Below are 14,222 nucleotides of genomic sequence, written 5' to 3'. Positions count from 1 at the left end.
GATAGCCGTCGCCGGGGCAGCGCGCCGGACGATCCTGCCCGATGGAACATCGGGTGGTTGGCTCGCCGCGGAGCGGGAGCCGGAAAGGAGTACGAGCATGGCGACTGCGTCGTTGCCCGTCATGTCCGCGGAGGGCGGACTTTCACGTTATCTGGACGAGATCCGTCGGTTCCCGATGCTGGAGCCGAACCAGGAATTCATGCTGGCCAAGCGCTGGCGCGAGCATGGCGACCGCGATGCGGCCCATAAGCTCGTGACCTCGCACCTGCGCCTCGTCGCCAAGATCGCCATGGGCTATCGCGGCTACGGCCTGCCGATGGGCGAAGTGGTGTCGGAGGGCAATGTCGGCCTGATGCAGGCGGTCAAGCGCTTCGAGCCGGACAAGGGCTTCCGGCTCGCGACCTATGCGATGTGGTGGATCAAGGCCTCGATCCAGGAATACATCCTGCGCTCCTGGTCGCTGGTGAAGATGGGCACCACCGCCAACCAGAAGAAGCTGTTCTTCAACCTGCGCAAGGCCAAGAGCAAGATCTCGGCGCTCGGCGAGGGCGATCTCAAGCCCGACCAGGTCAAGAGCATCGCGACCAAGCTCGGCGTCAACGAGCAGGACGTGATCGACATGAACCGCCGCCTCGGCGGCGACGCCTCGCTGAACACGCCGCTGCGCGAGGATGGCGAGGGCGAATGGCAGGACTGGCTCGTCGACGACAGCGACAGCCAGGAGAATCGTCTCGCCGCCTCCGAGGAGAGCGACAACCGCCATCTGGCGCTGCGTGAGGCGCTCGGCGTGCTCAACGACCGCGAGCGGCGCATCTTCGAGGCGCGTCGCCTCGCCGAGGACCCGATCACCCTGGAGGAGCTCTCCGAGGAGTTCGGCGTCTCGCGCGAGCGCGTCCGCCAGATCGAGGTCCGCGCCTTCGAGAAGGTGCAGGACGCGGTCAAGAAGGCGCTGGTGAAGATCGAGGCGCCGCGGGCGGCCCTGCCCGCGGCCTGACCCCTGATCAGTAGAGCGGCGGCAATGGCTGCAGAGGCAGCCTGAGCGGTCCGAGGAAGACCCTGCCTTCGCGCAGGACCAGCGGCGGCAGCGGCGAAAGCCCTGCCGCCGTATTGCTTTGCCCGCCATCCCCCGTGCGCCCACCGAGGAGCGCGCCGAGACCCGCGGTCAGGCCGCCGACCTTGATGCCGGCGATGCGGTCGACACCGGCGACCGCCGCCGAGACCTTGCCGGCCGGCCGATGCGCCTCGTCGAGCGCCACGAGGCCGCTGGCCTCGAGCCGCGTCGGCCCCTTGGTCAGGACGAGCTTGGTCACGTCGAGTGCGCCGCCGGCGGCACGCCAGGCTTCGAGCGCATCGGGATTGAAGCCGCGCCGGAAGGACAGCGCGCGCGAGACGCTGGCCTGCAGGTCGAGATCGGCGAGCTGGCCATTGCCGACCAGCACTTCCAGCGCCGGCAGCACGCCACCCTTGGCGCTGACGGCGAGATCGACCGTGCCTTCGCTGGCGAAGCGCTGCGGATTGGGCCGCAGATGTGCTTCCGCAGCAGCGGCACGCCACGTCTCGGCTGCGCCTTGTCCGGGTTCGGTGACGGTCAGGACCGGCTCGCCCAGCACCAGCGAGAAACGCTCGAAGGCGAGGCCGGTGAGATGCAGGCTCGCGGCCAGTGCCTTCCAGTCGAGCGCGGCCTTGCGCCCCTGCGGAAGGTTCGCCAGCATCGGCCCCGTCATCTGCAGGATGATGTGGCCAGGGGTCCAGACCTGCGCGACCGCGACAGCCGGGCCGGCGTCGACCTTGACCTCGTCGCCCCAGCGCGAGGAGGTCAGCGTCAGGCTGGCGCAGCGCACCTCGATGCGAAACGGGTAGCCGCCGACGCTGCGATCGCGACAGGTCCAGTTGCGCCCGGCTCTCGCCTCGCGGGCGATGCCGGCATCGAGTTCCTGGTCGACCTTGCTGCGCGCGAAGCCCCAGATGCCGGACCAGCCGGCGGCGAGCAGCGCCAGCAGCACGAAGGGCGCGTAGAGCCAGAAGCGGCCATGCCGGCGCACGGGCGTGGTATCGGACATGCGCGGGCGCTCCATTGCGAAAATCTCGGCAGGTTGATAGCGACCGGGGCCGCAACGCGCCAGCGCTGTCGGAGAATGCCCGCCAGCCGGTCGCGAATGCCTCTCTGGCGAGGCAAGCGGGCTAAATTGTGAGGATCGGATGACAGCGCCGCTTCCGCCGGAAGATCTCTGGGTGTTCGGCTACGGCTCGCTGATCTGGCGTCCCGGCTTTGCCTTCGTCGAGCGCGCCGGTGCGCGCCTGCACGGCTACCACCGCGCGCTCTGCATCTATTCGCATGTCCATCGCGGCACGCCCGAGGTGCCCGGCCTCGTGCTCGGTCTCGACCGCGGCGGCATCTGCCGCGGCGTCGCCTTCCGCGTCGCTGCCGAACAGGCCGAGGAGACGACCGACTATCTGCGCGCCCGCGAGCAGGCGACCGCGGTCTATCTCGAACGGCGACTGGCGCTGCGGCTCGACGATGGCCGGCGCCTCAATGCGCTCACCTACATCGCCGACCGCAATCATGATCAGTATGCCGGGCGCCTGCCGGAGGAGGCGGTGCTCGCCCTCGTGCGTCAGGGCAAGGGCGTCTCGGGCGAGAATCCGGACTATGTCCGGCGCACCCATGAGCACCTGCACGAGATGGGCATCCACGACCCGCTGCTGGCCCATCTCGTGGCCGAGCTCGACAGGACGAGCCCGGCCAAGCCCCTCTAAGGCTTCACGCCTCCGGCATCAGGTCGCAGAGGGCAGCGCGGCGGCCGGCGCTGTCTTCCGCCAGCAAATGGACATGGATCTCGCTGGCGCCGGCCATGGCCGCGGCATCACGCCAACGCGTCAGCGCTGCATCGATGCCGAACGGCCCGCTGTCGCGCGCAGCGACGATCTTGCGCTCAGGCGAGACCGCCAGCAGCACCGCATCGCTGAAGCCGAGCGCATGGCCGTCCTGGACGGCGAAAACCGAGGCGACATAGCGCCGGCCGGAGCGGCCGCGCCAGGCGGTAAAGCGGCGCTCGGCGAGATGGGCGGTCGCGCGCAACGGCATCTCGCGCACCTGCCCCGCAACCACAGCGTCGTCGCTGAACAGCGGAGCGGCACGCTCCGCCTTGGCAGGCTGGAGTGCCTCCAGCAGGTTGAGCTGGCGCGGCATCTTGTCGATCGACCGGCTACGGTCGAATGGGAAACGGGCTCGGGCCAAAGCAGCCATGTCGTTCCTCCTTTGTTCTAGAACAAAATCGGAACACAGAAGCCCATTGTCAAGGCCGATCAGGCGCTGGGCTGCGCCTCCTGACGTATGCTGACAGGGGCGGGTACGCCGAGCCGGTCAAGTTCGGCAAGACCGTCGGCCAGCAGCCGGTTGCTCGCGGTCTCGATCTGCTCCTGCAGCAAGGCGTGGAACGCCACCTTGTCCATCCCTGGCGGAATCGCCGGCAGGATCTCGACGCGGATCGTTCCCGGCCGCTTGATCAGGCTGCGGCGCGGCCAGTACAGCCCGGCATTGAGCGCCACAGGCACGCAAGGCACGCCGAGCTCGGCATAGAGATGGGTGACCCCGTATTTATAGGCCGGCTCGGCGCCGGCGGGGCGCCGCGTCCCTTCCGGGAAGATCATCAGCTGGCGCCCCTTCTCGCCGAGCTCGACCCTGGCGCGCCTCGTCACCTCCTGCAGCGCCCGGCTGCGGGCGCCGCGATCGACCGGGATCATCCGCAGCTTGATCAGGCACCAGCCGAAGAAGGGCAGCCAGGTCAATTCGCGCTTGAGAATGTAGACGGGATTGCGGAACACCGTCACCAGCGCGAAGGTCTCCCAGGTCGACTGGTGCTTGGCCGCCATGATGATCCCGCCGGGCGGGATGTTCTCGACACCGGTGATCTCGTAGCGCGTCCCGACGATCACCCGCATCCACCAGAGCGAAGTCTCGGCCCAGCACAGCGCGACCTTCAGCAGGAAGCGCGGCGGCAGCACCATCGTCACCATGGCCGCGAGCAGCCAGAATGCGAGGTTCAGATAGAAGGCAACGTTGAACAGGAGCGAGCGGATCAGCAGCATGGTCCGCAAGAACCCCGGCAGCCGGGGCGCGTCAAGAGCCAGCCGCGCGGATCAGGCCCCGCGCAGCGGCGTCGCCGCCCGCGAGCGCTTGTCGTGCTCCGGCCCCATCAGGTCGCCCGGCTTGGGCGAGATCGGCTTGCGCCCGCCGATGATCACCGAGAGCCGCGACGTCTCGGGGTCGGACTCGAGCCTGCTGCGCACGGCGGCGACCAGATATTTGAGGTATTCCGGAACCAGCAACCGGATCGTGTGCCAGTCACGCCACCAGCCGGCGACGTCGACCTGGTCGGTCACCACCGGATGCGGCACGAAGCGCACGCCCGGCATCGCATGGCCGAGCTCGAGCAGCGTGCGCGGCATGTGATAGTTCGACGTCACCACCAGCAGCGAGCGGAAATCATGGCGGCGCAGCCAGCGCCGTGTCTCGATGGCGTTACCGATGGTGTTGCGGGCGCGATAATCGAGATCGACGCAGCAGGCGAGAGCCTCGCGTCCGCTCGGGTTGAGCTTGGCCAGTTCCTCGCGGCTCGTCTTCTCGTTGACGCCGCTGATCAGGAGGCGCCGCCCGCGCTCGGCGTTGAGCAGGCTGACGGCATCGCCGATCCGCTGCGCTCCGCCGGTGACCACCACGATCGCATCCGTTCGCGGCGGCGAGCGCGACTCGGTCACCGACAGCCCCGTGGCGAAGCTGACATAGCCGGCAGCGACGGCGAACCCGCCGATGAGACATGACCAGAGCAGGAAACGACGGAGCCATCGGCGCCGCGGCGAGGCGGGCGTCGTCATCTGTCGCAGGGCAGCCAGGCTGTCCTCAACACGGGGAAGATGGCCTTGCCGGGTTCCAAGCAGCACCATGAGATCGGGAAACTAGCTGCCCAATCGGGCACAATGACGGCATCCTCACAACCCCACCGCGAAGCGATTCAGCTCATTGCCCGAAGATAATGCCGCACCGTCAGGCGCGAGACGAGTCCCGCGATCGCCGCGACCACCGCCGCGACGAGGATGACGACGGCATAGCCCGACCAGCCGATCTCGAAGGCGCCGAACAGCGCCTGCAGCTGGTCGGCCTCAGGGGTCGCGCTCCAGGCCGAGGACAGGAAGCCGAGCAGGGCGATCGCGATGATCGCCGCGAGCCCGCCAGCCGCCCCGCCGCGCAGGCCGAGCGCGACGAAGCGGGTCTGGAACTCGCGCGCGATGAACTCGTCGGTCGCGCCGACGAAATGCAGCACCTCGACCGAATCGCGGCTGCCCGCCATAGCGCCGCGCGTCGCGAAGGCGACGGCGAGCCCGGCCGCCACCAGCACGAGCAGCACCACCGCGACGCCGGCCAGGATGATCGTACTCGCCATGGTCGAGAGCCGGCGCACCCAGAGCCGGTGATCGTCGAGCGTCGCGCTCGGCACCTCGCGCCGTAATGTCTGGCTGAAGGCGACGAGATCATTGGCGACGGTCGAGGACAACCGCAGCACGATCAGCCGCGGCACCGGCAATTCGACGAGGTCGAGCCCGGCGCCGAGCCAGGGCTCGAGCAGTTTGTCGGATTCGGCCCGTGGCATCGGCTTGACCTCGGCGACACTCGGCACCGCCCGGGCGAGCTCGACGGCGCGGGCGATATCCTGCTCGATGTTGCGGCGTGGATCTGGCCTGACCTGGATTGTCATCTCGTTGGCGACCGCCCCGCGCCATTGCTCCGAGGCGCGTGCGGCGAGCAGCGCCGCCCCGGCGCTCAATGCCGCCAGGAAGGTCAGGATGGCGATGACGACGACGAGCGCTCGGCCCGCCACCGAATCGACCGGCACCAGCGGCTGATCGCGGCGCAGGCTCGCCGGGAGGCGCTGCCCGCTGCGCGGCCGCTCCTCCTCGGCCTCATCCATGTCGAGATGGTCAGGCATCGACATGCAGATGCCCATCCGCCAGCACGAGACGCGGCGCGTCGTAGAGTTCCATCAGGCCGATATCGTGTGTCGCGATCACCACCGCCGTCCCGAGCGACTGCAATTCCATGAACAGCCTCAGCAGGCGCCGTCCGAGGCCGGGGTCGACATTGCCGGTCGGCTCGTCGGCCAGCAGCAATTGCGGCCGGCTGATCAAAGCGCGCGCGATCGCTGCGCGTTGCTTCTCGCCGCCGGAGAGGACGGCCGGCACCGCATGCATGCGCTCGCCGAGCCCGACCCAGCGCAGGAGCTCGACCACCTCGGCGCGATAGCTCGCCTCCTCCTTGCCGAGGACGCGCAGCGGCAACGCCACGTTCTCATAGACCGTCAGGTGGTCGAGCAGCCGGAAATCCTGGAAGACCACGCCCATGCGGCGGCGGAAATCGGTGAGCGTCGCGGCATCGAGGCGTGAGACGTCCTGGCCGAACAGGTTGACCAGCCCCCGCGTCGGCTTGAGCGCCATCAGGACGAGCCGGATCAGCGTGGTCTTGCCGGCTCCCGACGGCCCGGTCAGATACTGGAAAGAGCGCGGCGCGATGCTGAAGTTGATGTCCTTCAGCACCTCCGGCCCCATCCCGTATCGCAAACCGACATTCTCGAACCGAACCAACGCAGTTCCTCTCGCTGAACTTTCCGAATCGTACCGGACGGCCGCCGAGCCGGCACGACCTTACACCGAGACCACGCCCCGGCGGGAAGCACCGCGCGTTTTCCTCAGCCCTGCATGGCGCAGGCTTTACGCGACGTTAACCATAAATCGACCCTATGGGAGGCGGAGCCATCAACCGCCCCCGCTTGCACTTGCGCGCAGCAACGGGAGGATCAGGCTCCAGACCGATACTCGCGGGCATGCAGCGCGGAGCGAGCGTTTTTAAGGCCATGCTGATCGTCTGCCCCAACTGCGCCAGCCGGTACGAGATCGCCGAGGCCAAGATCGGGACCGGCGGCCGCAAGGTGCGCTGCGCCAGCTGCCAGACGACCTGGCAGATCGAGGCGCCGCAGGCGGTAGACGCGCCCCAGGCAGTAGGGGCACAGCCGGCCGGCGAAGTCCTGCAATCCGATCTGGATGCCGCAATGCCGGAGCTTCCGGGCGCCCCCAGCCCCGAGCAGACCGCTGCGGAGCTGGAGGAGGAGCTGCGCCGCGCCGCCGAGATCGATGCCGACATCTCGGCGCTCACCGCCGAGCGGGGGGAGCCGTCCCAGGCGAATATCGCGCAGCCCATACCGCCCAAGCGCAAGCGAAACCGGGTCGGCGCCGAGGGCCTCGGGACCCGCCTGCCGCCGGCAGCGGCCGGCATCCTCGTGGCCGCCGGCCTTGCCACGCTCGGGCTCGGCCTCTGGCAGCGCGAGCGCGTCGTTCGGGTTATCCCGCAATTCGCCGGGCTCTACGCGTCGATCGGCCTGCCTGTGAATGTGCGCGGCCTCGCCTTCAGCGCCGTCGAGAGCGAGCTGGTCCAGGATCCGCAGGGGCGCTTCCTCGTCGTCTCCGGCGATGTCACCAACGTCGCCAAGGGCACGACCAAGGTGCCGCCGATCACTGTCATGGTGCAAAGCGAGGACGGCAAGGTGCTCTACAGCTGGACGACCGAACCGCCACGCCCGTCGCTCGAACCGGCGGAGCTGATGCATTTCCGGGCCCGCCTCGCCTCGCCGCCTGAGAATGGCCGCTCGGTCCAATTGCGTTTCGGCGCCGGCAGCACCGAAGGCCTCGCCAGCCTGCACTGATCTCCCACAGCTGGTTTCCACCCGGCCGGCTCCCGCCGCTTCAATTGTCCGCGCATGGACGCTATGACTGAGACCTGAAGAGTTTAGCCCGCGATCACGGGGCTGCGCGGGCATGAGCCCGCGCCGAAAGGAACGGTCGTCGAGATGTCCCAGCCCAAGCGTATCCGCGTTCTCTATGATGAGGTGGCGATCGCCGAGCGCAATGCCGAAATGGCCGCAGAGATCGCGGCCAGTGCCGGCGAGAACCTGCTCGTCGTCGCCGTGCTGAAAGGCAGCTTCATGTTCGTCGCCGACCTGATCCGCGCCATGCATCGGGCCGGCATGACGCCGCAGGTCGAGTTCGTTCATTTGTCGAGCTATCGCGCCGCCACCGTTTCCTCCGGCCAGGTCGAGATCCTGCGGGATGTGCAGAGCGATGTCCGAGGCCGGCATGTGCTGCTCGTCGACGACATCCTCGAATCCGGCCGCACCCTCGCCTTCGCCAAGGATCTGCTCGCTGCGCGTGGCGCTGCCCGGGTCTCGACCGCCGTCCTGCTCGAGAAGCCGGCCAAGCGCGCCGTCAATATCGAAGCGGACTATGTCGGCTTCGAATGCCCCGACTATTTCGTCGTCGGCTACGGCATGGACGTCGCCCATTCCTATCGCCAGTTGCCCTATGTCGGCGTGATTGAGACCGCCGACCAGGCCGGTCTCCCGGGGATCTGAAGCGATGTCGCGCATTCTCGTGGTCGATGACGAGGAGAGCCTGCGCTCGCTGGTGGCGCGCGGCCTCGCCATGGACGGGCACGATTGCCTGACCGCCGGCGACGGCGCCGAAGCGCTCGACATCCTGATGGCCGAGCAAGGCCGTTTCGATCTCCTGCTCACCGATATCCGCATGCCGCTGATGGACGGGATCGCGCTGGCGCTCGCCGCCAAGCAGCACTTCCCAGACCTCACCATCATGCTGATGACCGGCTATGCCGAGCAGCGCGAACGGGCCAAGAGCCTCGAGACCATCGTCGAGGAGGTGATGACCAAGCCCTTCACCATCGCCGAATTGCGCGAGACGGTGCTGCGCGTGATCGAGCGCTCGATCGGGTGAGAGCTCGCCGGCTCAGCGGTTCAGCCACCAGATCGAAGCGTTGAGCAGGCACGCGAACGAAACCCAGGCGAGATAGGGCACGAACAGCCCGACCGACAACCTGTCGCCCAACGCTGCGAAGCACCGCATCGTCCAGATCATCGCCGCCAGCAGCAGCGCGATCACGACGAGGCCGCTCGCCGGGCTGTTCAGGCCAAAGAACGCGCAGGACCAGAGCATGTTGAGCGCGAGCTGGACGTGGTAGGCAAGCAGCGCCTGTGCCCTGCCCGGTGTGTCGACCGGCCGGCGTAGGCAGCGAAATGCGGCGAGGGCCATCAGCGCGAACAGCATCGTCCAGACCGGCGCGAACAGCCAGTTCGGCGGATTGAAGGGCGGTTTGGCGAGGCCGGCATACCAGCCGGGAATCTGCGGCACCGTCACGGCGCTGCCGATCAGCGAGGCCGCGACCACCGGCAGGATCGCGAGGGCAGCGGCAAGCCATAGGGTGGGCTGACGATCGGCCCGGTCTGTCGATATGCTCATGCGGCGAGGATGGGGCTTCCCTGCGCTCCGGGCAAGGCGGGCCTCTTGCACTGCAGCAATCTCAGTGAGATGAATCGTCTCACATAGTGGAAATCGGATCAGCCATGACCAAGCGCCCGCTGCACCCCCGTTCGCTCGCCGCCCAGGCAATGGGCAAGATCGACCCGCTGACCAAGGCCGTGGTGCCGCCGATCCACGTCTCCACCACCTATATCCGCGACGAGGACAATGCCTATTCCTCCGGCTTCATCTATGGCCGACCGGACAATGAGACGGTGCACGAGGCACAGGCTGTGCTCGCCATGCTGGAGGAGGCCAAGGCCGGTGCCCTCCTGTTCGGCTCCGGCATGGCCGCTGCGACCGCCGTGTTCCAGGCGCTCTCGCCCGGCGATCATGTCGTCGCCTCCAAGGTGATGTACTGGGCGCTGCGCGCCTGGCTGCTGACCGAGGCGACCCGCTGGGGGCTGAAGATCGACTTCGTCGAGACCGACGATCTCGCCAAGCTCAAGCAGGCGGTGAAGCCCGGCGTCACCAAGCTGGTCTGGGCGGAGACGCCGTCCAACCCGCTCTGGACCATCACCGACATCGCCGCCGCTGCTGAGATCGCCCATGCAGCCGCCGCGAAGCTCGCTGTCGATTCGACCTGCGCCTCGCCAGTGCATACCCGTCCGCTGACGCTCGGCGCCGACATCGTCATGCATGCCGCGACCAAGGTGCTGAACGGCCATTCCGACGTTGTCGCCGGCGCGCTCTGCGCCCGCGAAGACGATGAATTCTGGAACCGGATCAAGACGGTCCGCAAGGGCCAGGGCGGTATTCTCGGCCCGTTCGAGGCCTACCTCCTGATGCGCGGCATGCGCACGCTCCATGTCCGGCAGGAGCGCCAGTCGGCCTCGGCCCTGGCATTGGCGCAGAAGCTCTCGGCTCACCCGCTGGTTTCGCGCGTGCTCTATCCCGGCCTGCCTCAGCATCCTGGCCACGATATCGCCGCCAGGCAGATGGAAGGCGGCTTCGGCTTCATGCTCTCGGTCCAGGTGACTGGCGGTGAGGCCGCGGCGGTCAGGTCGGCCGCCCATGTCGAACTGTACAAGCGCGCGACCTCACTGGGTGGCGTCGAGAGCCTGATCGAGCACCGCGCCTCGATCGAGGGCGCCGGCTCGCCCTGCCCGCCCGACCTGCTGCGCCTCTCGACCGGCATTGAAGATGTCGAGGACCTCTACGCCGATCTCGACCAGGCCCTGAAGGCCGGACATCGCTGACCAGCGCGGCTGGCGCATATCAGCTTCTCGAAAGCCGCATTCGGCGTTCGTGCCGATGTGCCAGAGCATTTCCGCGTTTCTCAGAAGCGCGGGAATGCTCTAGCCGGCCTTGAGGCGGACGAGGTCGGCAGCATCGCGCCGCCCATCCGTCGACGACCAGCTCTGGGCGAGGAGTTCCGTGTCGTCCGCACTGACCGCCACCTGGTCTCGGCCATTCCGCTTGGCTGCATAAAGCGCCTTGTCGGCGTCGCGCAGAAGCGTGTCGAAATCGATGACGACGTCCTCGGAATAGGCGACACCGGCGCTGGTCGTGCTTGTGAACGCGCCGCCATCCCCGCTGAAATGGCGCTTGGCCAGGCGCCTGCGCACGCCATCGGCGAGTTTCGCAGCCGTGATGAGCGAGGCTCCCGGCAGCAGCAGCGCGAATTCCTCGCCGCCAAGCCGAGCGGCAAGTCCCTGCGATCGACAAGACAGCGCCAGGATCTTCCCGAAGCTTCGCAGCACGTCGTCGCCTGCCGGATGACCATGGACATCGTTGGTCGTCTTGAAGTGATCCATGTCGAACACGATGAGCGCGGCAGGGCCTTTGATGTCGCCCGCGATCCGGTTGAGCAGCGCCCGCCGGTTGAGCAGGCCGGTCAGCGGATCGGTCTCTGCCTCGCGCTTGTGGCTGCGTGCCAGCCGCGCCTGGTTGAGCGCCAGGGAAAGCGCGCCGATGCCGGACAGGGTGATCAGGCAGACGACGATATTGAGATCCTCGGCCCAATTCGACGGAGCTTGCGACAGGCGCCATTCGCCATCCTGCAGCAGCAGGATGGCGCAGGGGACGAAGGAGAGCCCCGTCACGACATAGAGAACCGTCAGCAGCGGGATGGCCAACCGGGCTTCGGCGCGTCCGAGCCAATAGTCCCAGGCTGTGACGAGAAGGATGATCGTCGCCGCCGCATTGAGCATGACGATGGCGACGCCATTGTAGCCGGCCAGCATCGGAACGGCCATGGCGACGGACGATGCGGCCGCCATGACGGCCATGCTGCGCCAGGGCAGGATGCCGGTGCGGAACTCCCGACCGGCGCCGAACACGAAGGCGAGGCCGGCCAACAGGATCGTGTATCCGGCGGCGCCCACAGCCGGCGACATGGTCTGGGCATACCAGCTGTAGATCAGCACGCCGAGCGCCATGAACGCCACGCCGAAAGTCCAGGCTATCAGGAAGCGTTCCGTCCTGGAGGCAAGCCAGCTGACAAAGAAGGTGATCGCCAATCCGCAACCGGAAAGAGCAAAGGCTGTCAGCAGCGAATGGTAGTCCAGCGGCAAGGCAGACTCAGCGGCAGTTGGCGAGAGGCGCGCAGGTTATGGACCGGCTGCCGTTGCGAAAAATTTAAACCGATCGCGTGGATTTCGAGCTATCGCGCGAGACCGTCTGGATCGGCTTCGGCGCCAGGCTTCCTGGCTTGGACTAGAACCAGATCCCCTTCGCCATCGTCAGCAACTGCCGGCGATCGGCGAGGCCGTTGACGCCGCCATTGATCAATTGGGTGACGCGAGCCGCGTCGTCGCGGTCGGCGGCGGCGTTGATCTTGCGGTCACGCCAATAGGCGAACGCGACCTGGACCGAGATGCGCGGATCGAGCGCCAGCTCCGGCCGCCCCTCCAGATCGATACTCAGCATCCGGCCGATGCGCTTGTAATTGGCCCGGCCGGTGAGCTGGAAGATGCCGCGCCCGTGATAGCGCGCGCCGTCGCCGGGCTCGGTGTTGCCGAGATCGGCGCGCCCCTCGTATTTGGCGAACTGCTTCTTGCCGCCCTTCTCCTCGAGCGTGCGGAAGCGGTCGGTCTCATGCGCCGCCTGCGCCAGGAAATGGCAGACGCGCAACGGCGTCGTCAGGTCCGCCTCGGCGGCGAGCCGATCGAAATGCAGGGCGATATTGTTCATGATCTCGGCCTTGCCGATCGGCGCGAGCCGGGCGAGCCGGGAGACGGTAACAATGAGGTCCGGCTGGCGCGGAGCCTGCGGCTCCTCGACCGGTATTTCCTCGGCTGACGATCCCTGCATCGACATGGCGGCACTCCCGGTTACGCATTGCGCCAGTATGCACCCGTTTCGCGGGGCGGGGATAAGTTCCCTGACAGGACCGTCATGGGGCTGAAACAGCGCGCGTCTAGCGAGGGCGCCCGCCCCAAGGAAAGCCCGCCATGACCGACCACACCGCTCTCAATCGTCGCACATTGCTCGCCGGTCTCGGCACTGCAGCCCTCGCCGCTGCAGCCGCTCCCGCCCTCGCCCGCTCGCTTCCAGCCCTGCCAACCGGCAATCTCGGCACCGACGCCGGCTATTGGGATGCGGTCCGGCGCCTCTACAGCGTCACTCCCGACATGGTGAACCTGGAGAACGGCTATTGGGGCATCATGGCCGAGCCGGTGAAGGCCGAATACAAGCGCCTGACCGACGTCGTGAATTTCGAGAACACCGTCTACGCCCGCACCAAGATCGGCCAGGACCTCGACAATGTCCGCACGCCGCTGGCCGATTTCCTCGGCGTCGCCCGCGAGGAGATCGCGCTGACCCGCGGCGCCACCGAGGCGCTGCAGACGCTGATCGCCGGCTACAACAAGCTCAAAGCCGGCGACGGCGTGCTCTATGCCGATCTCGACTATGATTCGATGCAGTACGCGATGAACTGGTTGAAGGGCCGGCGCGGCGTCGAGGTCGCCAGGTTCGACATCCCCGAGCCGGCGACCAAGGCCAATGTGCTCGCGGCCTATGAGGCTGCACTCAAGGCCAACCCGAAGACCAAGCTCCTGCTGCTCACCCATGTCAGCCACCGCACCGGCCTGATGATGCCGGTCAGGGAGCTAGCCGCCATGGCCAAGGCGCGCGGCATCGACGTCATCCTCGACGCCGCCCATAGCTGGGGCCAGGTCGACTTCAAGGCGAGGGATCTCGGCGTCGACTTCATCGGCTTCAACCTGCACAAATGGATCGGCGCGCCGCTCGGCGTCGGCGTCATGTACATCGCTCGCGAGCGATTGGCCGATATCGACACCCATTATGGCGACGAGGACTTCAAGGCGGACGATGTCCGCTCGCGCATCCATACCGGCACGCCGAACTTCGCCGCCCAGCTCGCCGTCCCCGCTGCGCTCGCCCTCCATCAGGAAGTGGGGCCGCAGGCCAAGGAGGCGCGCTACCGCCATTTGCGCAACTACTGGGTCAGCAGAGCGCGCGAATTGAAGGGCGTCGAGATCCAGACGCCGGACGATCCAGAGATGGTCGCCGGCATCACCTCCTTCGCGCTCACCGGCAAGCGCTCGGCTGCAGATTGCAACGCGATCGTCGCGGCGCTGCGCGACCAGCACAAGGTGATGACGGTACGCCGCGGCGGCGTCGCCAAGGGCAACACCATCCGCATCTCGCCAGCGCCTTATCTGACGGAAGCGGACCTCGATCGCTTCATCGCGGCGCTCGCAGTCGTCTCGGGCAATCGGGCGGGGTGAGCAAGTAGGCCGTCATTCTCGGGCGGAGCGAAGCGCAGACCCGAGAAGCTCATGACGAGAAGGCGCTGTCACGCGCCTCCTCTTGCCTGAGATGCTCGGGTCAAGTCC

General features: G+C 67.4%; 16 protein-coding genes. 7 read left to right on the top strand and 9 right to left on the bottom strand.

The features are described from left to right. The first annotated feature begins 97 nt into the window (after positions 1–97). Positions 98–994, top strand: a complete 897-nt coding sequence (rpoH, locus tag ACQKLX_RS18145; RefSeq protein ID WP_427362952.1) for an RNA polymerase sigma factor RpoH — start codon at positions 98–100, stop codon at positions 992–994. 7 nt (positions 995–1,001) lie between these two features. Here rpoH and ACQKLX_RS18140 read toward each other — a convergent pair whose 3' ends face one another. Then, positions 1,002–2,060 carry a DUF2125 domain-containing protein gene (locus ACQKLX_RS18140; protein ID WP_427362951.1) on the bottom strand — a complete coding sequence of 353 codons (1,059 nt, stop codon included), beginning with the start codon at positions 2,058–2,060 and terminating at the stop codon, positions 1,002–1,004. A 139-nt stretch (positions 2,061–2,199) separates the two neighbouring features. Between ACQKLX_RS18140 and ACQKLX_RS18135 the strand changes: the two genes are divergently transcribed. Continuing rightward, entirely contained in the window at positions 2,200–2,757 is a 558-nt protein-coding gene (locus tag ACQKLX_RS18135) for a gamma-glutamylcyclotransferase (RefSeq protein WP_427362950.1), read from the top strand. A gap of 4 nt (positions 2,758–2,761) precedes the next feature. Here the strand turns inward: ACQKLX_RS18135 and ACQKLX_RS18130 are convergent, their stop codons facing one another. The 5 genes from ACQKLX_RS18130 to ftsE all read right to left on the bottom strand — a co-directional run bounded on the left by ACQKLX_RS18130 (position 2,762) and on the right by ftsE (position 6,636). Beyond that, entirely contained in the window at positions 2,762–3,247 is a 486-nt protein-coding gene (locus tag ACQKLX_RS18130) for a hypothetical protein (RefSeq protein WP_427362949.1), read from the bottom strand. 59 nt (positions 3,248–3,306) lie between these two features. Beyond that, complete coding sequence (locus ACQKLX_RS18125; RefSeq protein ID WP_427362948.1) at positions 3,307–4,089, bottom strand: lysophospholipid acyltransferase family protein; 783 nt, start codon at positions 4,087–4,089, stop codon at positions 3,307–3,309. Positions 4,090–4,140: 51 nt separating this feature from the next. Beyond that, positions 4,141–4,875, bottom strand: coding sequence for a YdcF family protein (locus tag ACQKLX_RS18120; protein WP_427362947.1), 735 nt, complete (start codon positions 4,873–4,875; stop codon positions 4,141–4,143). A 137-nt stretch (positions 4,876–5,012) separates the two neighbouring features. Then, entirely contained in the window at positions 5,013–5,990 is a 978-nt protein-coding gene (locus ACQKLX_RS18115) for a cell division protein FtsX (RefSeq protein WP_427362946.1), read from the bottom strand. After that, complete coding sequence (ftsE, locus tag ACQKLX_RS18110) at positions 5,977–6,636, bottom strand: cell division ATP-binding protein FtsE (RefSeq protein WP_427362945.1); 660 nt, start codon at positions 6,634–6,636, stop codon at positions 5,977–5,979. Before ftsE ends, ACQKLX_RS18115 begins: the two co-directional genes overlap by 14 nt. A 269-nt stretch (positions 6,637–6,905) precedes the next feature. On the opposite strand from ftsE, the gene ACQKLX_RS18105 reads away from it, so the two are divergent. From ACQKLX_RS18105 to ACQKLX_RS18095, 3 genes are all read left to right on the top strand, one after another. Further along, a complete protein-coding gene (locus tag ACQKLX_RS18105) occupies positions 6,906–7,751 on the top strand; it encodes a zinc-ribbon domain-containing protein (RefSeq protein ID WP_427362944.1) in 846 nt (281 codons plus the stop codon). A 144-nt stretch (positions 7,752–7,895) separates the two neighbouring features. Then, entirely contained in the window at positions 7,896–8,456 is a 561-nt protein-coding gene (gene hpt, locus ACQKLX_RS18100) for a hypoxanthine phosphoribosyltransferase (protein WP_427362943.1), read from the top strand. 4 nt (positions 8,457–8,460) lie between these two features. Then, the gene (locus ACQKLX_RS18095; RefSeq protein WP_427362942.1) at positions 8,461–8,835 is read left to right on the top strand and encodes a response regulator; all 375 of its coding nucleotides are present in this window, start codon (positions 8,461–8,463) and stop codon (positions 8,833–8,835) included. Between the two features lie 12 nt (positions 8,836–8,847). On the opposite strand, the gene ACQKLX_RS18090 is transcribed toward ACQKLX_RS18095, so the two are convergent. Continuing rightward, entirely contained in the window at positions 8,848–9,357 is a 510-nt protein-coding gene (locus ACQKLX_RS18090; protein ID WP_427362941.1) for a TspO/MBR family protein, read from the bottom strand. A gap of 104 nt (positions 9,358–9,461) precedes the next feature. Here ACQKLX_RS18090 and ACQKLX_RS18085 point away from each other — a divergent pair, with 104 nt between their 5' ends. Beyond that, complete coding sequence (locus ACQKLX_RS18085; protein ID WP_427362940.1) at positions 9,462–10,616, top strand: trans-sulfuration enzyme family protein; 1,155 nt, start codon at positions 9,462–9,464, stop codon at positions 10,614–10,616. A gap of 99 nt (positions 10,617–10,715) precedes the next feature. Here ACQKLX_RS18085 and ACQKLX_RS18080 read toward each other — a convergent pair whose 3' ends face one another. After that, on the bottom strand, positions 10,716–11,933 hold the full coding sequence (locus ACQKLX_RS18080) for a GGDEF domain-containing protein (RefSeq protein WP_427362939.1): 1,218 nt from the start codon (positions 11,931–11,933) through the stop codon (positions 10,716–10,718). Between the two features lie 142 nt (positions 11,934–12,075). Continuing rightward, on the bottom strand, positions 12,076–12,678 hold the full coding sequence (locus tag ACQKLX_RS18075; RefSeq protein ID WP_427362938.1) for a glycoside hydrolase family 19 protein: 603 nt from the start codon (positions 12,676–12,678) through the stop codon (positions 12,076–12,078). Between the two features lie 134 nt (positions 12,679–12,812). Here ACQKLX_RS18075 and ACQKLX_RS18070 point away from each other — a divergent pair, with 134 nt between their 5' ends. After that, positions 12,813–14,114: an aminotransferase class V-fold PLP-dependent enzyme gene (locus tag ACQKLX_RS18070; RefSeq protein WP_427362937.1), complete on the top strand. Its 1,302-nt coding sequence runs from the start codon at positions 12,813–12,815 to the stop codon at positions 14,112–14,114. Positions 14,115–14,222: the final 108 nt, after the last annotated feature.

It is taken from the genome of Allobosea sp. NPDC003192, assembly GCF_050275675.1.
In the GTDB taxonomy this organism is placed as follows: Bacteria; Pseudomonadota; Alphaproteobacteria; order Rhizobiales; family Beijerinckiaceae; genus Allobosea.
Note: the sequence above shows the minus strand (reverse complement) of the source record. Positions and strands in the feature narration are given on the sequence as shown.

Excerpts from the sequence above, each read along its gene's own strand:
- hpt (WP_427362943.1), top strand. The coding sequence starts at position 7,896 with ATGTCCCAGCCCAAGCGTATCCGCGTTCTCTATGATGAGGTGGCGATC.
- ACQKLX_RS18105 (WP_427362944.1), top strand. The coding sequence starts at position 6,906 with ATGCTGATCGTCTGCCCCAACTGCGCCAGCCGGTACGAGATCGCCGAG.
- ACQKLX_RS18085 (WP_427362940.1), top strand. The coding sequence starts at position 9,462 with ATGACCAAGCGCCCGCTGCACCCCCGTTCGCTCGCCGCCCAGGCAATG.
- ACQKLX_RS18095 (WP_427362942.1), top strand. The coding sequence starts at position 8,461 with ATGTCGCGCATTCTCGTGGTCGATGACGAGGAGAGCCTGCGCTCGCTG.
- ACQKLX_RS18130 (WP_427362949.1), bottom strand. The coding sequence starts at position 3,247 with ATGGCTGCTTTGGCCCGAGCCCGTTTCCCATTCGACCGTAGCCGGTCG.
- ACQKLX_RS18075 (WP_427362938.1), bottom strand. The coding sequence starts at position 12,678 with ATGTCGATGCAGGGATCGTCAGCCGAGGAAATACCGGTCGAGGAGCCG.
- rpoH (WP_427362952.1), top strand. The coding sequence starts at position 98 with ATGGCGACTGCGTCGTTGCCCGTCATGTCCGCGGAGGGCGGACTTTCA.
- ACQKLX_RS18115 (WP_427362946.1), bottom strand. The coding sequence starts at position 5,990 with ATGTCGATGCCTGACCATCTCGACATGGATGAGGCCGAGGAGGAGCGG.
- ACQKLX_RS18090 (WP_427362941.1), bottom strand. The coding sequence starts at position 9,357 with ATGAGCATATCGACAGACCGGGCCGATCGTCAGCCCACCCTATGGCTT.
- ACQKLX_RS18125 (WP_427362948.1), bottom strand. The coding sequence starts at position 4,089 with ATGCTGCTGATCCGCTCGCTCCTGTTCAACGTTGCCTTCTATCTGAAC.
- ACQKLX_RS18140 (WP_427362951.1), bottom strand. The coding sequence starts at position 2,060 with ATGTCCGATACCACGCCCGTGCGCCGGCATGGCCGCTTCTGGCTCTAC.
- ACQKLX_RS18120 (WP_427362947.1), bottom strand. The coding sequence starts at position 4,875 with ATGACGACGCCCGCCTCGCCGCGGCGCCGATGGCTCCGTCGTTTCCTG.
- ACQKLX_RS18135 (WP_427362950.1), top strand. The coding sequence starts at position 2,200 with ATGACAGCGCCGCTTCCGCCGGAAGATCTCTGGGTGTTCGGCTACGGC.
- ACQKLX_RS18070 (WP_427362937.1), top strand. The coding sequence starts at position 12,813 with ATGACCGACCACACCGCTCTCAATCGTCGCACATTGCTCGCCGGTCTC.